The following is a 23007-nucleotide window of genomic DNA, read 5'->3' as shown; positions in this document are numbered from 1 at the left end:
GGTTTCCACCGGATTTGCACGGGTTTTACACTGGTAAAAGCACGCCAAATTGTTGTAAACTGTAGACCTCTGTAAGGATGCGCGCCCCTTTGCCCCACACATGAGCTGCGGCTCGCGGGCTACCCAGGAGAAACCTGAAGCGCTTGTCATCCTGTTCCGAGCAAAATTTTTTGCCGCTATCTTTTGCGGATGGCCGCAGGTCTGTCTTTAAATGCGCCTTTTTTCAATATGGCGCGGCGAGACTGGTCTGCGAAATGGTGCGTGTGGCGCAAAGATGGCATCGAAGTAAGGGTACGGAGCAAGTGGCTGCGTGCTGTTTCCAAATGGAGGCAGGTCCGGCATGCAACCAAAGGGGCACGGGAGACCTGAGAGAGCAGGAATATTTTGGCAATTGACGAAAAATACGATGACGAGATTCACAGCCTGATAGACGTGGGCAAGGAAAAAGGCTATCTGACGTACGGCGACGTGAATGAAATGATGCCGGACGAGATGGCGACTTCGGCCGATGACATTGACGACCTGATTACGACAATCGGCACACAGGGCATTGATCTGCTGGACGGTCCGAAGTTCGGCGACAAGGACTTTGATCTCGAAGAGGGCGGCGAGGACGTTGAGCTTGACCTGACGCCCGGCACGCTCGAAAAGACGAACGACCCGGTGCGCATGTACCTGCGCGAAATGGGCACGGTTCCGCTGCTTACGCGTGAAGGCGAAGTGGAAATCGCCAAGCGCATTGAGCGCGGCCAGAATCGCGTGCTGAAGGCGATCTCGCGTTCGCCGATCGTCATTCGCGAAATCGTGGCGCTGGGCGAAGACCTGAAGCGCGGCGTTCGCAACGTGAAGGAAGTAGTCATCTTCGACGAGGAAGAGCTGACCGAAGATGTAGTGCAGTCGCGCGTGAAATCGACGGTAACAAAGATTGACGCGCTGGTGAAGCACCAGAAGAAGATTGCCGGGTTTGAGGAGAAGGCAGAGCAGATCGCCACCCTCAAGACCAAGGTGAAGGAGCTGCGCCACACTCGTTGGATGATTGCCCGCGAGAAGGTGCTGATTTCGCGCATCGTTCGCGAGTTGAAGTACACGCCGATGGAGCGCAAGCGCCTCCTTGACCGCGTGAACAAGACCGTGGATACCATGCGCACGCTGGAACGGCAGATTCGTTCGCTGGACCAGAAGTTTGAGGCTTCGCGTTCGGAAGAACTGAAGAAGGAGTACCGCCGCCAGCAGAAGAACTGCAAGACGGACCTCGAAAAGCTGGAAGCCGACTCCGGTATCTCTATCGCCGAGCTGAAGCGCACACAGCGCGAAATGATTCAGGGCGACATGGATGCCGAGCAGGCGAAGCGCGAGCTCATCGAGGCGAACCTTCGACTGGTAGTTTCGATTGCGAAGAAGTACACGAACCGCGGCTTGCAGTTCCTCGACCTGATTCAGGAAGGCAACATCGGCCTGATGAAGGCGGTGGACAAGTTTGAGTACCGCCGTGGATACAAGTTCTCGACCTATGCAACGTGGTGGATTCGCCAGGCCATTACCCGCGCCATCGCGGATCAGGCCCGCACGATTCGTATTCCGGTGCACATGATTGAGACCATCAACAAGCTCATCCGCACCAGCCGCCAGCTTGTGCAGGAGCTTGGCCGCGAGCCTTCTTCAGAAGAGATTGCCCGCCGCATGGATATTCCGGTGGCGAAGGTTCGCAAGGTGCTGAAGATTGCGCAGGAGCCCATCTCGCTTGAAACGCCGATTGGCGAGGAAGAGGATTCGCATCTTGGCGACTTCATTGAAGACCGCCAGGCCGTCTCTCCCTCCGAGGCCGTCATCAGCGTCAACCTCAAGGAGTACACCTCGCAGGTGCTGCGCACGCTCACGCCGCGTGAAGAGCGCGTCATCAAGATGCGCTTCGGCCTCGAAGACGGCTCCGAGCACACGCTCGAAGAAGTGGGCCAGAGCTTCCAGGTCACCCGCGAGCGCATCCGCCAGATCGAAGCAAAAGCGCTCCGCAAGCTTCGCCACCCCAGCCGCAGCCGCAAGCTGAAGGCGTTCGTCGAAGGCGTGAAGGAGCTCTAAGCTCGACTGATTCACGAAAATTAAGCCGTAGTCCGATAATTCGGACTGCGGCTTTTGTCTTTACTGAATTACACTTCAACGCATGCGCGATTGCCTGCTGCGGAGTGAACTGAAACAACCAATGAATCTCGAAGATTACATCCTTAGTCAGACGGATAAAAATTGGCGCGACCTTCTGGCACCATGGGCTTCAGTTCTTCCACAGGAATTTACGGTATTTCTTGTCAATCGATTCGGTGATGTTTTCATGATCTACGAGGATCAATCGGTTTACATGCTGGATGTTGGTGCAGGCACAGTCTCACAAATTGCTGAGAACCGTGATGACCTTGCCGATAAGATGGATATCGAGAAAAATGCGAACAATTGGTTGATGATTCCGCTTGTCAATGAGTGTGTTAATGCTGGCATGAAGCCGTCGGCCACGCAATGCTACGGCTATAAGATTTCTCCGCTGTTGGGTGGTGATTACAGCATTGACAATGTTGCGCTCATACCTCTCGCCGAGCATTATGCCTTTCATGCAGACCTTTATCGTCAGACCAAAGATATGCCGGATGGTAGCAAGGTCAGAATCATCATTGGCGCCGTTGATGATACTCCATAGCTTCCAGTGCAAGAAAACTTAACAACCCAACCCCTACATCAGCCTGATAAAATTTGCCCTTGGCTAGGATGTATCTGCTTTGCTAAAACGTTTGCGCTGGTGTTGTGGCCAAATTCTTGTTCGTCAGGAGTTCGTTCTGTGAAAGGTATTTCGCGCCGTTTATTTGGTAAGACCGCTGCGGCTACTGCGGCAGTTGCTGCGAGTGGTGTTTCGTTACCCGGTATTGCGTTGGGACAGTCTTCCGCACAGTCGAAGATTGCAGAACGGAAGTTCCCTGAAGGCTTCAAGTGGGGCTGTGCCACGGCTGCTTATCAGGTTGAGGGCGGCGTGCATGAGGACGGGCGCGGTCAGACAAACTGGGACATCTTTGCGCACACACCGGGGAAGACACACAACGGCGATACAGGCGATGTAGCGGATGATTCGTACCACCGCTACAAGGAAGACATTCAACTGTTGAAGAACCTCGGCGTGCAGACGTACCGCATGTCGCTGGCATGGTCGCGCATTTTTCCTGAAGGCAAGGGCGCGCCGAATCCCAAGGGGCTGGACTACTACCATCGCGTTGTTGATGAGTTGCTGGCGAATGGCATTACTCCGTATGTGACGCTCTTTCACTGGGACCTGCCGGCAGCATTGCCGGGCGGGTGGCAGAATCGCGATACGGCAAAGGCCTATGGCGAATATGCGGCGTACACGGCAAAGCACCTTGGCGACAAGGTGAAGCACTGGATGACCACCAACGAGTTCACCTGCTTCACGGATCTCGGCTACCGCATCGGCCAGTTCGCCCCCGGCCTCAAGCTCTCGGACGCGGAAGCCAACCAGGTTCGCCATCACAGCATTCTGGCGCATGGCTATGGTGTACAGGCACTCCGTGCCAGCACCTCGAAGGATACGCAGATTGGGCTTGCGGAAAATTCAACGGTTTATGTGCCGGTAATTGAGACCGAAGAGCACATCAAGGCCGCGCAGAAGGCTACACGCATCTTGAATGCTGGCTTTATCACCGCGCTGATGGAAGGTAAGTACATTGATGAGTATCTGCAGATAACAGGCGCGAATGCTCCCAAGTGGGAGCCGGATGACTTCAAGGCCATTGGATCGAAACTCGATTTTGTTGGATTCAACGTATATGCGCCGGAGTATGTGCGAGCGAGCGACACACCGCTTGGATTCACAGTCGAGCCGCATCCGGCAAGCTATCCGCACATGGATTCGCCGTGGCTGAATGTAGGGCCGGAAGCGCTCTACTGGGCGGTGCGCAATCCGCATGATTTGTGGAAGATGCCCGGCATCTACATCACGGAGAACGGCTGCTCCTCTGCCGACGTGCTCACTCCCGAAGGGCGCGTGGATGACATTGACCGGGTGATGTATCTGCGGAATTACATCACCAACCTGCATCGCGCAGTTGCAGAAGGCTATCCAGTCAAGGGCTATTTCCTCTGGAGCTTGCTCGACAACTTTGAGTGGGCCGATGGCTACTCGAAGCGGTTTGGCATTCATTATGTCGATTACACGACGCTGAAGCGGTACCCAAAGCTTTCGGCGGAGTGGTATAAGACGGTGATTGCGAAAAACGCGGTCGTTTAACGGTGCAGACTGATAAAAACAAAACGGCGCGGGCATCAATCGATGCTCGCGCCGTTTGATCTTGGTGTTGGCTACTTCTTTTCTTCTAAGCCTTTGAGTTGTGGCATCGTGGTGCCGGAACTCAGGCTTATCAGGCCGCTTTCAGCATAAGTCAGCAGTTTGTCGCGCGTGTCGGTAATGTCCAGGTTGCGCATGGTGAGCTGCCCGATGCGGTCACGCGGCGAGAAGGTAGATTCCGTTTTCTCCATGCTCAGGCGCTCGGGATGGAAAGTCAGGTTAGGCGAGTCCGTATTGAGGATGGAGTAGTCATTGCCGCGCCGCAACTCCACGGTCACTTCTCCGGTAATGGGCCGCGCAACCCAGCGCTGTGCGCTCTCACGCAACATAATCGCCTGCGGATCAAACCACCGCCCCTGGTACAGCAACCGCCCCAGTTTGAGGCCGTTCACGCGGTACTGCTCAATGGTGTCCTCGTTGTGGATGCCGGTGATGAGCCGCTCATAAGCGATAAACAGCAGGGCCAGCCCCGGAGCCTCATAAATCCCGCGCGACTTCGCTTCGATGATGCGGTTTTCAATCTGGTCGCTCATGCCGAGGCCGTGGCGTCCGCCAATGCGGTTGGCTTCGAGAATCAACTCGATGGGGTCAGAGAACTCTTTGCCGTTGAGGGCAACAGGGTGTCCCTCAACAAAGCGAACGGTAACTTCTTCCGGCTTTACTTCCACATCCTGCTTCCAGGATGCGACTCCCATGATGGGCTGCACAATGCGAATGCTGCTCGACAGCAGCTCAAGGTCCTTGGCTTCATGCGTTGCACCAAGAATGTTCGAGTCGGTCGAGTAGGCCTTTTCCGCCGACATCTTGTAATCAAAGCCGGATTTTTGCAAGAAGGCCGACATTTCCGCGCGGCCACCCAGCTCGTCGATAAACGCAGCATCGAGCCACGGCTTGTAGACGCGGAGCTTCGGGTTGACAAGCAGGCCGTAGCGGTAGAAGCGCTCAATGTCGTTGCCCTTGAAGGTCGAGCCGTCGCCCCAGATGTCTACGTTGTCTTCCTTCATCGCCGTAACAAGCATGGTGCCGGTCACCGCGCGGCCAATCGGCGTAGTGTTGAAGTATGTCACGCCTGCGGTCGAGATGTGAAATGCCCCGGACTGCAGCGCCGCGATGCCTTCCTGTACCAGCGGCAGACGGGCGTCGATGAGGCGGGCCTTCTCCGCGCCATACTCCAGCGCCTTGCGCGGAATAGCTTCGTAATCCGTCTCGTCCGGCTGGCCAAGATTGGCAGTGTAGGCATAGGGAACCGCGCCCTTCTGCTTCATCCAGTGCAAGGCGGCGCTGGTGTCGAGGCCGCCGGAGAAAGCAATGCCGACTTTTTCGCCTACGGGGAGGTGCTCAAGGATATTGGACACGACAGAAACCTCAATCTTTCAAGGGAGTGCGTTCAAGCCATTCTCGTTACAAGGCCGAAATTCTATTTTACGATTCGCAGATTGGCAGGAATGAAATGCTAGTGAAAAGGCATTGCCGCCGCCGCTCCCGGCCTACAGATTAGATGAAGGGTTTGCTGAACGTGCTCCCATTGCAGGCTGTGTTCGAGACCCGTGGGAGAAAACACCTCTTGGATGGCCTGTCCGGCGCTGCGGGCGGTCTCTTTGGCCCGCTCACACATCGCCCGCTCAAACTCCGCCAGCGCCTCGTCAGTCATCCTCCAGCAGGGCTTCACCAAGGTCAGCTCCGTCAAGCATGGCTAGGTTAGCGCCGTCGCCGCCAAAGGGAGTCATGACGTGCGCCGCATCTCTCAGAAGGGTGATTCCTTTACGATGCGGCCAGCTATGGCCTGCGGGCAGCTCATAGATTTTTCGCGGCACGAGCGGCTCTTCACTTTTGCGAATCCATTCGAGCAGGCTTTCCGATCAGCCGCTGAACTCAGCGCACGGGCTTTCGTGGGCTTCACTGGGCGGCAATTTGTCGAGACCGTTTGCCGCGAACCAGTTTTCTTCTACGCGAAGGCCGATATATCCACCCATGTGGCTGTTGGCGTCGCGGTGGGCGATGATGGCCTTGGAGTCGCCTAAGGCAAAGGTAAGGCCGCGTCCTGCCATCTCGGCAATGTGGGGATACCGCTGGTCTACGCGTTCGATTCCATACTCAATCATCAGGATGCCGGTGTATTGCGGAACCGCGTTGCTCAGCAGGGGGCGAATCTTCGACCATGTACCGTCAGCTCCAACGACCACGTCAAAGTCCTCAGCGGTTCCGTCGGTAAGGTGAATCTGCCAGCGGCCATTGAGAAGTGGTGCGACGCTGTTCACTCGCGAGTCCCAGCGGATAACGCCGGCTGGCAGTGATGCGAGAAGCATGCCGCGCAGGTGGCCTCGGTCAGTCTCAGGACGGTCTTTGCCGGTCACGTTGGCATCCACATGGCGAAGCATGTCGTGCTTGTCGTAGATGCGGCTTTCCTGGTCTTCATAGCGTGCAATTTTGCGGAACTCTTCCGTCAGCGCGGCTCTTTCGAGGGCCAACTGGCCGGAGTCTGCATGGATATCAAGGGAGCCGCCCTGGGAGCGCTTAGAGAAGGAGGTTTCCCGCTCGAAAACAGTAACGTTTTGGTTGTGTAGCGTAAGGATGTGCGCTGCAAGCAGGCCTCCCGGGCCTCCACCAATAATTGCAATCTTCGAGCTGCTCATAAATACCTTCTTGTGGTAACTGCATAGCTTCCTATGTAAATGTATAGCATGCTATGTATAATTGCCGGTATCAGGGGCAAATGAGCGAAGATAACTTTTCTCCCGGACAGTACATTAACCGTATTGCGCGATTAAATGCGCGCTGGCTGGAGCCTCGGCTTGAAGAACTGGGGCTGGCTGTCGCTCAGGTGCCGGTCTTTGGCGCAATTGAGCGGCTGGGGCCGATGACGCAAACCGAGCTGGCAAAAGTGCTGTATGTGGAGCAGCCGACCATGGCCCAGCTTGTGAAGCGGATGGAGCGCGATGGGCTGATTGAGCGCCGGGCCGACCCAAAGGATGGGCGCAGCAGCCTGCTCGTGCTGACGAAGCTCGCAGAGAAGAAGTCAGGGCCAGCGCGAAAACTGCTTGCGGAAGGTGCGCGGGTTGCGGCAAAGGGGCTTCGTGCGGATGAGGTGGCCACGCTGACGCGGCTGCTGGAGAAAATGATGGGGAATCTGGAGGAGGCGGTAGAGGAGTAGGGTAAGGTTTTACGGAATGACAGAAGTCGCAAAAATGTGGCACGGATTTTCAGATTTAGAAAAAAGGAAACAGCCCGCAGGAGATCTTCTGCGGGCTGTTTCTTTTCGATGAGGCCGGTTAAGCTACGGGGTTAGTCAGGACTTCCTTCAGCGCTGTCAGACGCTTGGTGTCGGCATCAGTTTTGCCGGTGGTGTCCAGTGTGGAGGCGAGTGTAGCCAGCTTAGCCTTCTGCTTCTTCTTGAGCTTCGACTTCTCGGCGTCGTTGATAGCTTTGCGAAGACCAGCAATCTGGTCAGCGTTGAGAGCCTGCGAGCGTTCGAGCTGGTCAACATAAGCCTTGGCTACGACTAGCTTATTGGGCCACTCGATTTTCTGCTGGTTCTGCACGTTGAGCGTGGCGACTTTGATGGTGTTGGCGGCGTCGATTTCGTTCTGCGTGAGGAATTTGCTCGGCGTCAGCTTGAAGATGTCGAGGCCGCGAGCGATTTCCGAGCCGTAGATGTAGCCGTTATACCAGTAGGTGGACCAGTAGCCGCCGAGGACGAGTTGCTTGGGATCGATGGCGCCACGGTCGAAGTAGGCAATTTCGACGGGGCTCTTGGGATCGGTGAAATCAAACACGGAAACGCCACCCTGGTACCAGGACTGCACTTCGATGTCGCGTCCGGGGACGGGAACGAGCGAACCGTTGTGGGCTACGCAGTTTTCCGTGTCGCCCTGCGCGGAGGGCATCTTGTAGTAGCCGGCGAAGGAGAGCTTTTCGTCCTTGAGGTTGAAGATGGCGTCAGCGCCCCAGTTGAGCGGATCCTTGGCGCGGCAGCGGGGCTGCATGCCTCCGCCCCACTCGTCGGTGAAGACGACCTTGGAGCCGTCATTCGAGAAGCTGGCCGAGTGCCAGTAGGAGTAGTTGGGGTCGTTAACGGCTTCTACGCGCGTGGGGTGGATGGGGTCCTTGATATCGAGCAGGATGCCGTTACCGGAGCACGCGCCGGCGGCGAGGCCAATGGCGGAGTAGACGGTAATGTCGTGGCAGTGATTGGTATCGTGCGCCTTCTCTTCTTCTAGGTCCTGCTTGGTGGTTCCGCCACGCTCTTCAGGGTGCGACCCGCCGTTGGAGAGACCGTTGAGTGCGCCGGCTGTGCCGGTGAAGATGCGCGGGCTAGAGACGATAGCGGCCTGTTCAGGATGCGCGACGGGAACCTTGATGACGTCGATGCGGAAGAGCGAGGTGTTGGGGTCCTTGTCGGGCGACTCGTCAGAGCAGCCAGCCAGTTCTTCCGAAGGACGGACGAAGCTGGTTCCCGAGATGTAGACGTAGACATTGTCCTTGTCATTGGGATCAACGAGGAGTGTGTGCGTGTGCGAGCCGCGGCAGCTTTGCACGGCTGCTACCTGCTTCGGATGCTTGATGTCGGAGATGTCGAAGATGCGAACGCCGCGGAAGCGGGCAGGGTCTGCGGGAGGTACGCCACGGCCATGCGAGTCAGCGGGTTTTTCATCGGCCTTGGGCGCTGGCGGTGGTGCAAAGCCCTGGGCTCCGCAGTCGAGTCGGCCGTTAGGCATCTCGACGGACATGAAGAGCAAGTTGCCATAAACGGAGACGTCGCCCTGTCCGCCGGGGCAGACGAGTGTGGTGATGAGGCTGGCTTTGGCTGGGTTCGAGATGTCGTAAAAATCGACGCCGTAGAAATTGCCCTGGAAGAGATGATTGCCCTCAAAAGCAAAGTCAGAGTTGGCAAAGGCGAGCTGCGCGAGAACGAGCTTCATGGCCGGCGGAAAGTTAGGCGGCAGGTGGTTCATGCCGAGAGTGCCGAGCGTCTTGGTAACTTCGGGATCATCAGGCGAGGTGGCCTTGATCTGAAAGACATCCGGCTTTTTGAGGAAGGTTACGTGCTCGAGGCCGCTGATGGCTTCGCCTGCATCATAGACGCCCGGCTTCAGGCTGGCGCGGGGATCAGTGGGGTCTCCGCCTTTTGCGGATGGGGTGGGCGTATTTTGCGCAACTGCCGTGCAGAGCAGAGAGGCTGAAATGGCCACTGTACCCAGGTAAAACCGCAAACTCTTCATTGCATCTCCTCCAGAATTCGTTCCTTAGGTGTTGCAGGATTTTTTATTCAATCTTTTTGAGCATGTTCTGCATGATTTTGATTTCAGCGCGCTGCGTGTTGTCCACGTCGGTGGCGAACTCGAACATCTCAGCGTCCTGCCCCGCACCGGTGTTGCTGAAGAGGTCCTTGACCATGACGAGCGCGCCGCCGTGATGCTGCATCATTCCTTTGAGAAAAAGCTCGTCGAATTCATGCCCGCGTGCGTTGCGAAGGGCTTCCATCTGCGCAGGCGTAAGCATGCCGGGCATGGGAGCCATGGGCTTGCCGTCCATGTCCATATCCGGCATGCCAGGCATTGTCATGGAGGTAGGCTGGTTGCGGGCCTCGAGCCAGCGCTTCATGAACTGCATCTCATCTGTCTGCGAAAGGCTGATGCGCGCGCCAATAGAGCGGACGTCAGTGTTGGTAGTGTGCGAAGGGATGAGGGCAGTCATTTCGACGGCTTGATTGTGGTGCATAATCATGCCCTGCATAAAGGAGACGTCAGCGGTGGACTGCGCGGGCAGCGAGACGGTGGTGTTAGGCGGCAGAGTCTTGCTGGGAGCTCCGGGAGGGCCGGGCTGAATAATTGTGGGCTGCTGTGCGGAGGCGTTGAGGCTGAAAGCGAAAGAGAGCAGGCCAAATGCTAGCGCGGATTTGCGACAGATACGTGACATCGTTGTGATTTCAACGTATCACGCGGGGGAAGGGCAGGGAACAGTTCTTTCCTGCCGCCGGCACCTGCAACTTGGTGCCTATTTTTTGTGCTTGCTGTCCACCTGCATGGTAAGGGTTTGCTGGCGGCGGTCGCGTAGGATGGCGATCTGCACCTGCTTGCCCTGGTTCTGCTTAAGGGCGCGGTCCCAGTCGGAAGTGGTCTTGATGTTGTCCCCGCCGACGCGAAGAATAATGTCGTATTCGCGAAGTCCAGAGGCTTCGGCCTCGCTATGGCGAGTGACTTGCTTGACGAGCACGCCGCTGGGAATGCCGAGGTAGTCAGACATTTGCGAGGTAAGCGGCTCGACGATAGCTCCGACATGAAGCTCGCTGCCAAAGAAGGGCATATGGAAGCCGCTCGATGGCGTATCGCCGCTGCCGCTGCCGGAAACAATATTCAGCCCCTTGGACTGGTCGGCAGAGAGGCCGTCAGACGAGTTCATCTTGTTCCAGACATCGCGCTCCATAACGTGATGATCCACAAGCTGCACAGCCACAGTTTGCTGGTCGCCGTCGCGGGAGATGAGCATGCTGATCCGGGTTCCAGCAGGGATATCGCGAAGCATGGCGCGAAAGTGCGCAGCGCTCTGCACGGTCTGGTTGTTAATGGCTAGAATGACGTCGTTGAAGCGGAGGCCCATCTGCCCGGCGGGGGCATCGTGGTCAATATTGACGATGACAGCGCCACGCTTGTCGGTAAGGCGAAGGCGAGTGAAGGTGTCATTGTTGACGTCTTCCACCAGCACGCCAAGGTAGCCCTGCGCGGCGGAGTGGGATGCCGAGGGATGAATGCGTCCTAACAGGTCGCGGAGGGGATGGTCCTGCGCCAAAGAGCATAACGGCGTAAGAGCGATTCCCGCAGTCAGAAACGTGACAGCGACCCCAGAGAGACAGGCACGGATATGGCAAGGCCTCGCAAAATGCAGCATGTTTGTTCCCCCGAAGTTTTTCAAAAACCCGGAGCGCTCTTATTAGACGAACGGCGCTGTTTCCGGGGTAGTGTGTTTTGCTAGTTTCAGGGGTGGAATCCCCAATTCCCCTGGTTTTGTTATCGGCACAGCTTGATTTACCCCGAGGAAGTTGTGCTTTGGATACACACCATTATTACGCCACAATTGTTGAACTGGCGTTTACTGAATCTCCGGCGCGCGACTCAGCGCTTCGCGGGAGACAAGACGAATCTGCGGGTTCGAGTCCGAACTGGCTACAGAGTGCAGCACCTGGCGAACACTGGTATCAGCCTCAATGGGCTCAAGCATATTGATAGCTTCCGTCCGAACGCGTGGGTTGGAGTCGTTGAGCAGGGCTTCGAGCACAGCATCGCGCACCTGAACATCATCGGCTACATAAGGCTCAAGCCCTTCCAGTGCCTTGAGGCGCATATCGGCGTTGCGACCATAGCGAAGAACAACGATGAGCGCGCCGCTGAGCCCGGAAGCGCGGCAGCCGTGCCGGGCTTTGCATTCCGCGGCAAGCAGGGCTACTGAGCCGTCGTCAGTGCCAGAGGTGGCAGCGTTGACACTGGCCTGCATCAGGAGCTGGCGGATTTCGCCGTCATTGAGTGTGCCGGAGACTTTGCGCGGAATGATCTGGTTGTAGCTGACCTGCACCTCGTCGGAGTTCGGCTGATGCACAATGCTGGAGATCGCGCCGATTTCTCCGCTGGGCGTTTGTGCCGCCTGTGCCACGGCTTGCGCACCGGCCTGGCTCTCGGCGGATTCGCTGGCCTTGGCCACGCGGCTTTGGGAGATGTAGTAGCCGCCAAGGGTTCCGGCTGCGCCGCCAATCACGAGCATAAGCGCGGCAGCTACGGGAGCGGCCTGCAGGCGTGCGAAGTTGTTGCTGAGGTGCTGCGCCAGGCGTTCATACCAGCGCAGCGGCGGCAGCGCGTCAATAGCTTCTTCCAGGCGCTGACGCGAGCGTGCAAGAAGATTCGGGTCGGGTTCGGCTATCGGGTGCGCTGATGCCAGCAGCTTAAGAGCGCGGAGAGATTCGACCTCTTGCGCGCACTCAGGACAGATGGTCAGATGCCGAGCTAGTTCGTGTGCTGCATCATCGGGCAGCTCGCCATATTCGGCCATCACGATTTTCTCGTGTGCCAGTTCGCAATTCATGATTCAAACGTCCTTCCAGCCTCAAAAGGTACTGCAGTGCAAATCGGGTTCAACTTTGTTGCTTGCAGCACACAGCTCTTGAACTGCTGCATGCAATGCCTTAGCGAAGGCCCGCCAGTTGCGATCTCAGTTTTTTGGTCGCACGGAATAGTGTGTTCTTGGCGGTTTCTTCGGTAGTGCTGAGCATCTCTCCGATGGTGCGCAGGCGGAGACCCTGGTAGTGCTTCAGTTCAAAAACCATGCGCTCGCGCGGCGTGAGCTTGGAGAGCGCAGCTTGAATGTGAATCCCCAGCACCTTGCGGTCGAGCTCGCGTGCGGGATTGGAGAAAGAGCGGTCATCCGATACAGACGCCAGAATGTCGATTTCGTCGCCGGAGTGGTCCACGATGACTGCCTGGTCTTCGCGGCGCGTCTTGCGGCGGCGAAGCTGGTCGAGGCAGAGATTTGTGACGATGCGGTAGATCCATGTGTAGAAGGAGCACTCGAAGCGGAAGTTGCCGATGTAGCGGTAAGCCTTGAGGAAGGCTTCCTGATAGATGTCTTCGGCGTCCTGCTCGGAGCCGGTGAGGTGGAGCGCAAGGCGCAAAACCTGCTGCTCGTATTGGCGCACGAGGGCGTCAAAGGCTGCCCGGTTGCCGGATTGCGCGGCGCGGATGAGCTCAATTTCAGGCGCGCGCGAGTCGGGTGTCTGCCGGGCTCGGTTAGGGCCGCCAATGGCACGGGTCGCAGTCATCTGCGAGGATTGTAACCCCGCTGCGGCGGGCCAAGGCAAGGCTGCGGTGGAATTTGCCGTGGAATCCGGTAAAGGAAGCGCTTCCGTGGCCATTTTCTCCTCGACATGCCCTCTTTGGAGAGGGACTTGGAACTGGATGAACCGCTGTGACAGATGGACGGATGGGGGTGGGCTTGGTGAGCGCGGGACAGGAGTATTGCGTCCATCTTCGAATGGGGTAAGGGCTAGACCGTGCACAGGCTATTTATGCGTCCGTGTGTATGCGCACAGTGGGGTACCTTCCCATTCCATTTGTTTTGTTTGGGTTGCGGGGGATTGCACAGGGACTGTGCAGTTTCTTTATTCCGGAACTGTGCAAAAGGCAGGGACAAGGGAAGAGGGACAAGTTAATTGTGCCTGCTGTTGATGGCATGGGGGCCCCTTTCTTTTGAGTTCGCGAGTTAGCGGAAAACGTTTCTATGGCGCCGATATTGAAAGCTGGAATTTAAGACAAAAGCATGCCTCAGGGCCTAAAGGCCCGTTCCTTCTATTGTGCTGATTGCCGGGGTAAAGCCCCGGCCTACCTCTTCGACATCTGAGCCCGGTTATCTCTTCAACATCTGCGCCATAAAGAGTGGCGGAAAAATAGAACGGCCCGATTCCTTGGGAATCGGGCCGTTTTTCTGCTGCTGATTCTATTGTGACAGGTTTCGCATAATTGAGCGCAAATTGATCGAAGATTTTTGGGTAATGGAATCAAGGAGTTAGAAAATATTTTCCTGTTTGGGGCTTGACAAGAGATTTCCACAGACGGGGAGTTCCTGTGTATCGATACAGGCTGGGGAGCGGCGCGGGCTGAGGCTACACTGAGAACGATGAACGGAAATCTGTTTGAAAGCACAAGCGGTAGCGCCGGGGAAATGATTACGGCGCATTGTGATGGCGGTTCGCGGGGAAATCCGGGGCCGTCGGGGTTTGGCGCGGTGATTGAGGACTCGCGGGGGCAGGTTCTGGCCCGGCTGAGTGAGTTTCTTGGAATTCAGACGAACAATTACGCCGAGTATTCCGGGCTGCTGGCGGTGCTCAAGTGGGCTCTGGAGAACGGGCATTCACGGCTGAAGGTAATTTCTGACTCCGAACTGATGGTGAACCAGATGAAGGGGCGCTACAAGGTGGGTAGCCCGACGCTGCGGCCACTCTGGGAGGAAGCTCGCGGGCTGGTAAAGCGGCTGGAAAAGTTTGAGATGGGCCATACGCTGCGCGGCGGCAATAAAGAGGCCGACCGGCTGGCGAATGAGGCGATGGACCGGGGAATGGGGAGAAGCAGGGAACAGGGCTCAGGGAACGGGGCCCAGGGGTCTGTCACTGCGCGGCCTTATGGGAAGATTCCGACTGCTCCGCCCCGTGCTTCGGATTTGCCTAAGGTGGAGAAGCAGGTGTTTGAGGGGTTTGTTAAGAATGGGGTGGTGCATCTGCTGAATGGGGAGCTGCCTGATGGGGTGTTTGTTAAGGTTACGCGGGAGTAAATGGTGCCCCGTCTCAAAAATGAGACGGGGCGCCATAGAACGCGGTGGTTGTTGGCTTACTCTTTGAACTTGTCGAGCTTGCTGAGATTGCTATTGAGTCGTGCGATACAGTCGGGCAATTCGTTGGGATTACGTTCGTTATAGAGCTGCTTACATTTATCCGCATCCGTGTTTGCGGACCTAAGAGCAGAGTTGATGGATGGTCTTAGTGACTGTCCTGCACCGGCGAGCTGCTGCGAGAGGTCTCGCCAGAAGTCGTTCTGTGCGGAAAGCCTAGAGAGAGCATCATCCAGATCAGGCTTAATGGAAGTCAGTTGCCGTGTGATCTGTGCTTGCTCGTTTGTCTCCTGTTCGGCAGCCTGTTTTGCCTCAAGAGCGGCTTTAGCCTGTTCTCTGGCTTGTGCCGCTGCCTGTTCCTTCTCGTGTTGCCGTTCGGCGGCTTCCTGCTCCTTCTCGCGCTGTCTATCGGCTTCTGCCTGCTTTTGCGCGGTGAGCTCTGCCGCAGCCTGCAGCCTAGCGCGCTCTTCTTTGGCCGTCTTTTTGGCGCGCATGGCGGCGAGAGAGTGGTTGGTGAAAGGCGCGACACAATCGAGAGGCCCCTGCGAGGTGAGATTCATAAGCCAGGATTTCTGTGTACAGGATTCAATGGCTTTGACGGCTCCGGATTGGACGTCCAGCAGGCGTATGCGAGCCGTTGCCGGCTCGGCGGAATCAATGACGATGAGGAAGTCCAGTCTTCCAAGTAGCCCCCGCATGGCACCGCTGGATGCGTCAAAGTTAGAGTTTGACGAGAGGTGAAGTTCGCGGAAGATGGCCTCGGTATTCATGCGGTCAAGGTATTCCACCTCCGTATGGTTGACGAACTCCCTGGCCAGTTGAGATTCAAGGGTGTTGAGGAATTCGTTGATGCTCTTGATGTCCTTGATGTCTTTCTCGTTGGTGGCAATGCCGGAGTATTTTGTTACGGCACCGACTGAGACGGTGACCCCCTGTGCGTCCGAAAGGATGCAGGAGGCAAGATAAATCAGAAGAATATAAAGCGAAAACCGGATTCGGTGCATGGAGGGCCTCACTGTTTTGGCGCGGGAGTAAATATGTCACCCGCTTGTGGGAGGTCAGCACCGTCACATTTACCGGAAGAGATGGAGTCCTCAATGGAAGAAATGGTGAAGAGGCAGAGTTTTTTCTTATGGGTGATTGCCTGCCCGGTATCGGGATCTTTCATTCCCGTGTCTGTGAGCCGCGAGACTTGAAACTGATCTCCGATCTTAAGGCCAGCGCTTTGTCCCTTGTTAATGATGACCTGACCGTCTTCCATACCGACGAACTTGGGCGCTACGACGGTGGCAGGCATGGCGAGAGCCGTGGATGCGATCTTTGCGGCGAGTTGGGTGCTTGCATCACTTACTGCCTGGTCGATGAGCTTGTCAACGGAACTGATGCTGGTGGGAGCGGCATGTGCTGCCGCGGCCATGCCGATGAATCCAGATTGTCCGTAGTTGGTGGACTGTCCGAGTACGCCTTTCTGGTCACTCTGAACGGACGGGGCCTGGAGAATGGTTGCTGTGTCAACCTGGATGATGCGCGCGGTAACGCGAAGGCTAACCTCACCGTTTTGAACATTTTTTGAGCCAAGCAGGTTTTGCTTGCTTTCCGTTGTGGTGTTGGCGGAAAAGTTGTCTACCTGACCGATGATGAGTAGATTGGCGTTGGCGAGTTTGCCCAGCTTGGCAGCTCCGGCTGTGTCGAATCGGCTGGTATAGCTTTGATTCTGTTCCTGCTCAATGTTCTTGAGGTACTCACGGTCGACGATCTCATAGTTTCCGGAGCCTGCAAGCTGTGAGATGAGTTGATCTGTAACTCGTTGACCGATCTGATGTGCCTGGTCTCTAATGGCACGGTCGTCGAAGCCTAGAATCGCGACACGTTTTTTGACCTGGGCATGGGTTGAGGAGGGAGTGGCGCTAACTATGGAGATTAACAAGGCAACCAGAAAACGCTTCAAAGTATTGCTCCTTGAGTAAGGTGGAATGTTCGGATTTTGGCGAGCTCGGTGTGCGACTGGAATCCGATTAGATTTATCGACAGGATGGAGAAAACTGATAGGACGATAGTGCGGGTTGCATAGGGTGCGTATTCCAAAAAAGTACGGGCCGCATCGATTGTCGATGCGGCCCGTTTTGTTTTCTGGCTGCTGATTTACTCAGGTTTGCCGAGGGTGTTCTTCCAGGAGCGGCCATCGCGCTCGATTAAGCGGTCGGAAGCATCGGGGCCCCAGCTTCCGGCGAAGTAGTTGGGGAAGTTGTCCGGCTTGTTGGCGGCCCAGTATTGCAGGACCGGTGTGTAGAGCGCCCAGTTCACTTCCACGCCGTCGCGGTGTGAGAAGAGTGTCTGGTCGCCGAGCATGGCGTCGAGCAGGAGCCGTTCGTAGCCGTTGGCACGCTGTTGGCCGAAGGCCTGGGCGTAGCTGAAGTCCATGTTCACGGGGCAGACGCTCATGCCGGGCGTGTTGGGGACCTTGGCCCCGAAGCGCAGCGCGATGCCGTCGTCCGGCTGGATGCGGATGGAGATGATGTTGGGCTGAATCTCCGGGCAGGGAGCGTTGGCCTGGTCGAAGAGATGCAGCGGCGGCTGTTTGAACTGGATGGTGATTTCGGTGGCGCGTTTGTGGAGGCGTTTGCCGGCGCGGATATAGAACGGTACGCCCGCCCAGCGCCAGTTGTCGATTTCCAGCTTCACAGCGGCGTAGGTTTCGGTTCCTGACTGTGGATTGACGCGCTCTTCCTGCCGGTAGCCGATAACCTGCTCACCGTTGACCGTGCCGGGCCCGTACTGGCCGCGGACGATGTTCTTCTGCAGGTTGATGGGTGGGATGGCCTGCCAGACCTTTACCTTTTCGCGGCGGACGGCTTCGGATTCGAAGTTCGAGGGGGGTTCCATCGTGACGAAGCCGAGGACTTCCATGAGGTGGTTCTGGATGATGTCGCGCAGTGCGCCAGCCTTCTCGTAGAAGGGGCCACGGCCTTCGATGCCGATGTCCTCGGCGGCCGTGATCTGCACGTGGTCAATGTAGTTGCGGTTCCATACCGGCTCGAAGATGCCGTTGGCGAAGCGGAAGGCCAGGACGTTCTGGACGGTCTCTTTGCCGAGGTAGTGGTCGATGCGGAAGACCTGCGCCTCGTGGAAGACGGCGTTGACCTGCTGGTTGAGCAGGCGGGCGGAGTCGAGATCGTGGCCGAAGGGCTTTTCGATGACGACGCCGACGCGGCCCTGTTCGGGATGCGCGAGGCCTGCGGAGCCGAGGTTTTCGATGATGGGCGCGAAGTACTCGGGCGCGGTGGCGAGGTAGAAGAGGCGGTCAGGACCGATGTTCTTCTCTGCCGCGATGCGGTCGAGCTCGGCCTTGAGGCCGGGATAGCCCTTGGCGTCGTCGAACTGCAGCGCGTAGTAGCTGACCTTATCGACAAACGGGCTGAGCTTGGGGTCGGAGGCTGTGACGCCGCCGAACTGGAGGATGCCGTCCTTCATGTCTTCGGCAAATTCATTGCCGAGGGGGCGGCGGGCAACGCCAACGATGGCGAAATTTTTGGGCAGGAGGTTGGCCTGCTCAAGATGGAAGAGCGCGGGGAGCAGCTTGCGCTTGGTTAAGTCTCCCGAGGCGCCAAAGATGACCATGATGCCCGGTGCGGGGATTCGCTCGCCGCCACTGGGTACGTTGGTCAGGTCAGCGGGATTTACTTGTACTGTTGCCATGGATTTCGACCTCTGGTCGAAGTAGGGTACAGGGTGCAGGGTGCGGGGTACAGGGTTCGTGTCTTGCTGAACTATGCTTCCGTGCCTGTTGTCGCTGTGCCTTTTCGAACCTTGGAAAAGACGGCGCGGTTGAGCCGCGCCATCAAATCATGGATGTGGGAAAGGGGCTTCAGGGTGCAGGGAGCGTTTCATTATGCGAATGAAAGCTGTCCCTGTACCCCTGCCCTGTTCCCCGTAATTAGTCTTTCTTGACTGCGTGACCGCCGAAGGCGTTGCGCATGATGGACAGCGCGCGGTCGGTGAAGTTGTTGTCCTCGCGGGAACGGATGCGGCGGATGAGCGACTCGGTGATGATGGGCGCGGAGACGTTGAGGTCGATGGCCTCAAAGACTGTCCAGCGGCCTTCGCCGGAGTCGGCTACGTAGGCTTCCAGGCCTTCGAGCTTGGGGTTGTGCTTGAGGGCTTCCGCCGTGAGGTCGAGGAGCCAGCTACGGACGACCGAGCCTACGCGCCATACTTCGGCGATCTGGGCGAGGTCGAGGTTGAACTCCTTCTTGGCCTCGAAGATGGCGAAGCCTTCAGCGAAGGCCTGCATCATGCCGTACTCGATGCCGTTGTGGACCATCTTGACGAAGTGGCCGGAGCCGGCAGGACCCATGTGGCCCCAGCCCGTGGTGGGCGAGGGCGCGAGGGTCTGGAAGATGGGCGTGAGGTATTCGACGGGCTCCTTGTCGCCGCCGAACATGAGGGAGTAACCCTCCTTGAGGCCCCATACGCCGCCGGAGGTGCCTACGTCGATGAACTGGAAGCCTTTGGAGGTGACTTCCTTGTAGCGGCGCTGCGAATCCTTGTAGTTGGAGTTGCCGCCGTCGATGAGGATGTCGCCGGGCGCAAGGAAGGGCTCGAGTTTGGCGATGGTGTCGTCCACCGGTTGGCCCGAGGGAACCATGATCCAGATGGCTTTGCGGCCAGTGAACTTCTTGGTCAGGTCTTCGAGCGACGAAACGCCGACGCCGCCGGCAGCTGAGAGCTTGGAGACTGCTTCCGCGTTGAAGTCAAAGCCGATGACCGTGTGGCCGCCGAGGCGGAGGCGCTCCGCCATGTTGCCGCCCATCTTGCCGAGTCCGATAAGTCCGAGTTCCATTGTTGGTCTCCCTTTTGTTCTGTGTCTGATTCTGCGTCGGTGTTTAGAGAACTTCGAGTTCCTTGAGCTCGCGGCGGAGGTCCTGCTCGCCTGTAAAGCGAATGGTTTTGTAGCCGCAGTCGTTGGCGAAGTCCACGTTGCTCTGGCGGTCGTCAATGAAAAGAATACGGTCCGATTTGACGCCGAGAATGTCGAGGGTGCGCTTGTAGATTTCAGGATGCGGTTTGCGCAGGCCGACGTAGCAGGAACTGAAGGCTACGGTGAAGAGGTTGCGCAGGCCGAAGGTGTCGAAACGGTAGTCGTTGGGCTCACGGGCCTCGTTGTTGAGCGAACCGATGAGGTATTTGCCACCGGAGACGAGCTCCTTGAGGACGGGAATGCCGGTTTCGGGGATGACGTAAGACTGCTCGAAGATGGCCTTGATGACGTCGTCGTGGGTGAAGCTGCGGGGCTCGTAAAAGACGGTTTCATCGAGGTACTGCTTGATGTTGATTTCGTCTTTTTCCCAACGGTCGTTGGGCTCGGGGTGGCGGGCTTCGAACTCTTCGAGGTCGAGGCTGAACTGCTTCACGACCGCGGCGCGACCTTGATGGTCCCAGCCGTTGGTGAGCAGGACACCGCCTACGTCAAAGAGGATTACGTCGAAGGGGAGCATCGGACCTCTCGGTTACGGGCGGGGAAGCGCCCGGTTGGGGGTTGAAAAGCCAAGTCTCAGGGGCTGAAGCCCTATTCCTTTTGCGGTGGTTGATGTACGGGCTAAAGCCCGTACCCTTCAAAAACTAAAGCCAACACTTTTGAAAAATTGATGCTTAAGATGCGGGGGTAAATCCCCGGTCCCCAAATGCGAGGGACCGGGGGCCCCCATCGTCGTATTACGGCTTGGAATACTTGGTCTCGATGGCGAGGACCTTGTTGTAGCGGCGGGTGAAGCGCTCTTCTGTTGCCGCGAATTTGGCGTTGAGGAATGTGTCCACCAACTCGTGCGCGAGGGCGGTGCCGATGATGCGCGCTCCAAGGACGATGACATTCATGTCGTCGTGCTCGACGCCCTGGTGTGCGGAGTAGGTGTCATGGCACATGCCAGCGCGGATGCCGGGAATCTTGTTGGCGGCAACGCAGACGCCTACGCCGGAACCGCAGATGAGAACACCCTTTTTTGCGACGCCAGCACGGATGGCTTCGCCTACTTTTTCGGCGAAATCGGGGTAGTCGTCGGGGTGGTCACCGTCGAATGCGCCGAGATCGACGACTTCATGGCCTTCCTTGGTGAGATACGCGCGGACATCCTCTTTGAGGGGGAATCCGGCGTGGTCGGCGGCGATTACGAGCTTCATGCAAACTCCTTCGGAGTTATAGGGACCAGGGACATAGAGACTAGGGACCAGGAAAACTACTGGTGTCTTTGCTTGCGGCTTTTCTAGTCCCTATGTCCTTAATCCCTACGTTCCTGCCTTTGTTACTTGATTAGCTTCTTGGCCTTGGCTGCAACGTTCTCGGGGGTGAAGCCGAGTTCCTTGTAGACGATGGGGCCGGGAGCCGACGCGCCGAAGCGGTCGAGGGCGAGGACGTCGCCGGTGGAGCCAACCCACTTCCACCATCCGAGCTCCGAACCGGCTTCGATGGCGAGCTTGGGTACGTCCGCGGGAAGAACGCTGGCCTTGTACTCGTCGCTCTGTTTCTCAAACAGTTCCCACGAGGGGAAGCTGACGACGCGGGCGGCGATACCTTCGGCTTCGAGAAGCTTCTTGGCTTCGACGGCGAACCAGACTTCGGAACCCGTGCCGATGAGGATGACCTTGGCGTCCTTGGCGTCTTCCAGGATGTAAGCGCCCTTGCTCACGCCTTCATAGACATTGATCTTCGTGGTGTCGATGACGGGGAGGTCCTGGCGGCTGAGAGCGAAGAAGCTGGGCTCAGCGCGTTCCACAGCCAGGCGCCATGCCGCTGCCGTTTCGTTGGCGTCGGCGGGGCGGTAGTCGGTGAGTCCGGGGATGGCGCGCAGCATCGTCAACTGCTCGATGGGCTGGTGCGTCGGGCCGTCTTCGCCGAGGCCTACGGAGTCGTGCGTGAAGATGTAGAGCGCATGCGACTGCTGGATGGAGCCGATGCGGATAGCGTTCTTGCCGTAGTCGGCGAAGGTGAAGAACGTGGAGCCGAAGGGCAGCAGGCCGCCGTGCTGCGCCATGCCGTTGACCGCGGCGAACATGCCGAATTCGCGGACGCCGAAGAAGACGTTGCGGCCTTCGGGATCGACGTGGAAGTTCGCGCCCGGCTTGAAGATGGTCTTGGTGGAGGCCGTGAGGTCAGCCGCGCCGCCGAAGAGCTCGGGAACGTCGTTCGCAAGGGCGTTCAGGACAACCTGGCCGGCATTGCGGGTGGCAACCTTCTTTTCGGTCGGGAAGACGGGGACGGACTTTTCCCAGCCAGCCTTGCGCTCGCCCTTGAAGGCGCGGGTGAACTGGGCGGCGAGCTCGGGGTAATCCTTGGAGTAGGCTTCAAAAAGCTTGGTCCATTCTGCTTCCGCGGCTGCGCCCTTGGGGCCGATCGTACCCCAGTTGGCGGCGGCTTCTTCCGGCACGTAGAAGGACTTGTCTTCCGGGAAGCCGAAGTTCTTCTTGGTCTCCGCAACAGCCGCTGCGCCCAGTGCCTCGCCGTGGACGGCGTTGGTGCCTGCCTTGGGGCTGCCGTAGCCGATAGTGGTGCGGACGGCGATGAAGGAGGGCTTGTCCTTGACTTCCTTGGCGGCGGCGATAGCGGCTTCGAGTAGCTCAAGGTTGTTGCCGTCTTCGACGATCTGGACGTGCCAGTGATAGCCCTCGAAGCGCTTCAGAACGTTTTCGGTGAAGCTGAGGTTGGTGGGGCCGTCGAGGGAGATGAGGTTGTCATCCCAGAACCAGATGAGCTTGCCGAGGCCGAGGGTTCCGGCGAGGGAGGCCACTTCATGCGAGATGCCTTCCATGAGGTCGCCGTCGCCGCAGAGGGCGTAGGTGTAGTGGTCAACTACCTTGTAATCCGGCTTGTTGTAGATGGCGGCGAGATGCTTTTCCGCGATGGCGAGGCCTGTGGCCATGGCGATGCCCTGGCCGAGGGGGCCGGTGGTCACTTCCACGCCTTCGGTGTCGAGGGATTCAGGGTGGCCGGGAGTGATGGAGTGCAACTGGCGGAAGTTTTCGAGGTCGTTGATGGAGACCTTGTAGCCCGAAAGGTGAAGCACGGAGTAGAGCAGCGCCGAGGCGTGGCCGTTCGAGAGGACGAAGCGGTCGCGGTCTGCCCACTTGGCGTTGGCGGGGTTGTGCTTCATGAGCTTGTGGTAGAGCAGGTACGCAATGGGGGCGCAGCCGAGGGGCGCGCCGGGGTGGCCGCTGTTGGCCTTTTGCACGGCATCAACGGCAAGAAGCCGGAGCGTGTTGATGGAGAGCTGATCTAGCTGGGCGGGGGAGAGAGTTTCCGCGCTTGTTGACATAGT

The 23007-nt window shown here is 57.7% G+C and carries 20 protein-coding genes; 5 read left to right on the top strand and 15 right to left on the bottom strand.

From position 1 onward, the window contains the following. The first annotated feature begins 384 nt into the window (after positions 1-384). The 3 genes from rpoD to AC5S3R_RS09690 all read left to right on the top strand — a co-directional run bounded on the left by rpoD (position 385) and on the right by AC5S3R_RS09690 (position 4279). Complete coding sequence (rpoD, locus tag AC5S3R_RS09700) at positions 385-2076, top strand: RNA polymerase sigma factor RpoD (RefSeq protein WP_494266829.1); 1692 nt, start codon at positions 385-387, stop codon at positions 2074-2076. Positions 2077-2197: 121 nt separating this feature from the next. Next, positions 2198-2683 carry a DUF1851 domain-containing protein gene (locus AC5S3R_RS09695; protein WP_494266828.1) on the top strand — a complete coding sequence of 162 codons (486 nt, stop codon included), beginning with the start codon at positions 2198-2200 and terminating at the stop codon, positions 2681-2683. 138 nt (positions 2684-2821) lie between these two features. Then, the gene (locus AC5S3R_RS09690; RefSeq protein ID WP_494266827.1) at positions 2822-4279 is read left to right on the top strand and encodes a GH1 family beta-glucosidase; all 1458 of its coding nucleotides are present in this window, start codon (positions 2822-2824) and stop codon (positions 4277-4279) included. Between the two features lie 71 nt (positions 4280-4350). Here the strand turns inward: AC5S3R_RS09690 and argG are convergent, their stop codons facing one another. From argG to AC5S3R_RS09675, 3 genes are all read right to left on the bottom strand, one after another. Beyond that, positions 4351-5691, bottom strand: coding sequence for an argininosuccinate synthase (argG, locus tag AC5S3R_RS09685; protein ID WP_494266826.1), 1341 nt, complete (start codon positions 5689-5691; stop codon positions 4351-4353). 288 nt (positions 5692-5979) lie between these two features. Beyond that, the gene (locus tag AC5S3R_RS09680; RefSeq protein WP_494266825.1) at positions 5980-6150 is read right to left on the bottom strand and encodes an FAD-dependent monooxygenase; all 171 of its coding nucleotides are present in this window, start codon (positions 6148-6150) and stop codon (positions 5980-5982) included. A gap of 45 nt (positions 6151-6195) precedes the next feature. Further along, positions 6196-6969, bottom strand: coding sequence for an FAD-dependent oxidoreductase (locus AC5S3R_RS09675; protein WP_494266824.1), 774 nt, complete (start codon positions 6967-6969; stop codon positions 6196-6198). Positions 6970-7049: 80 nt separating this feature from the next. Between AC5S3R_RS09675 and AC5S3R_RS09670 the strand changes: the two genes are divergently transcribed. Next, positions 7050-7487 (top strand): MarR family winged helix-turn-helix transcriptional regulator, encoded by a 438-nt coding sequence (locus AC5S3R_RS09670; RefSeq protein WP_494266823.1) that lies wholly within the window; start codon positions 7050-7052, stop codon positions 7485-7487. A 118-nt stretch (positions 7488-7605) separates the two neighbouring features. Here the strand turns inward: AC5S3R_RS09670 and AC5S3R_RS09665 are convergent, their stop codons facing one another. The 5 genes from AC5S3R_RS09665 to AC5S3R_RS09645 form a co-directional block, all read right to left on the bottom strand. Beyond that, positions 7606-9555: an LVIVD repeat-containing protein gene (locus AC5S3R_RS09665; RefSeq protein WP_494266822.1), complete on the bottom strand. Its 1950-nt coding sequence runs from the start codon at positions 9553-9555 to the stop codon at positions 7606-7608. Positions 9556-9598: 43 nt separating this feature from the next. Beyond that, the gene (locus AC5S3R_RS09660) at positions 9599-10252 is read right to left on the bottom strand and encodes a DUF305 domain-containing protein (protein ID WP_494266821.1); all 654 of its coding nucleotides are present in this window, start codon (positions 10250-10252) and stop codon (positions 9599-9601) included. 78 nt (positions 10253-10330) lie between these two features. After that, positions 10331-11221 carry a PDZ domain-containing protein gene (locus tag AC5S3R_RS09655; RefSeq protein WP_494266820.1) on the bottom strand — a complete coding sequence of 297 codons (891 nt, stop codon included), beginning with the start codon at positions 11219-11221 and terminating at the stop codon, positions 10331-10333. A 201-nt stretch (positions 11222-11422) separates the two neighbouring features. Next, positions 11423-12406, bottom strand: a complete 984-nt coding sequence (locus tag AC5S3R_RS09650) for an anti-sigma factor family protein (RefSeq protein WP_494266819.1) — start codon at positions 12404-12406, stop codon at positions 11423-11425. Between the two features lie 100 nt (positions 12407-12506). Then, positions 12507-13232 (bottom strand): RNA polymerase sigma factor, encoded by a 726-nt coding sequence (locus tag AC5S3R_RS09645; protein ID WP_494266818.1) that lies wholly within the window; start codon positions 13230-13232, stop codon positions 12507-12509. A gap of 761 nt (positions 13233-13993) precedes the next feature. On the opposite strand from AC5S3R_RS09645, the gene AC5S3R_RS09640 reads away from it, so the two are divergent. After that, positions 13994-14644, top strand: a complete 651-nt coding sequence (locus AC5S3R_RS09640; RefSeq protein ID WP_494266817.1) for a ribonuclease HI family protein — start codon at positions 13994-13996, stop codon at positions 14642-14644. A 56-nt stretch (positions 14645-14700) separates the two neighbouring features. On the opposite strand, the gene AC5S3R_RS09635 is transcribed toward AC5S3R_RS09640, so the two are convergent. The 7 genes from AC5S3R_RS09635 to tkt form a co-directional block, all read right to left on the bottom strand. Next, positions 14701-15705: a hypothetical protein gene (locus AC5S3R_RS09635; protein WP_494266816.1), complete on the bottom strand. Its 1005-nt coding sequence runs from the start codon at positions 15703-15705 to the stop codon at positions 14701-14703. A gap of 8 nt (positions 15706-15713) precedes the next feature. Continuing rightward, positions 15714-16649 (bottom strand): CsgG/HfaB family protein, encoded by a 936-nt coding sequence (locus tag AC5S3R_RS09630; RefSeq protein ID WP_494266815.1) that lies wholly within the window; start codon positions 16647-16649, stop codon positions 15714-15716. A gap of 194 nt (positions 16650-16843) precedes the next feature. Then, positions 16844-18397, bottom strand: a complete 1554-nt coding sequence (zwf, locus tag AC5S3R_RS09625) for a glucose-6-phosphate dehydrogenase (protein ID WP_494266814.1) — start codon at positions 18395-18397, stop codon at positions 16844-16846. A gap of 238 nt (positions 18398-18635) precedes the next feature. Then, entirely contained in the window at positions 18636-19541 is a 906-nt protein-coding gene (gene gnd, locus AC5S3R_RS09620) for a phosphogluconate dehydrogenase (NAD(+)-dependent, decarboxylating) (RefSeq protein WP_494266813.1), read from the bottom strand. 43 nt (positions 19542-19584) lie between these two features. Further along, a complete protein-coding gene (locus AC5S3R_RS09615) occupies positions 19585-20196 on the bottom strand; it encodes an HAD-IA family hydrolase (protein ID WP_494266812.1) in 612 nt (203 codons plus the stop codon). A 217-nt stretch (positions 20197-20413) separates the two neighbouring features. Then, complete coding sequence (locus AC5S3R_RS09610) at positions 20414-20875, bottom strand: RpiB/LacA/LacB family sugar-phosphate isomerase (protein WP_494266811.1); 462 nt, start codon at positions 20873-20875, stop codon at positions 20414-20416. A gap of 122 nt (positions 20876-20997) precedes the next feature. Beyond that, on the bottom strand, positions 20998-23004 hold the full coding sequence (tkt, locus tag AC5S3R_RS09605; protein ID WP_494266810.1) for a transketolase: 2007 nt from the start codon (positions 23002-23004) through the stop codon (positions 20998-21000). Positions 23005-23007: the final 3 nt, after the last annotated feature.

This window comes from Occallatibacter sp. FHG110214_02 (assembly GCF_059115385.1).
The sequence above is the reverse complement of the archived record's forward strand: the minus strand, read 5'-3'. Positions and strand labels throughout refer to the sequence as shown.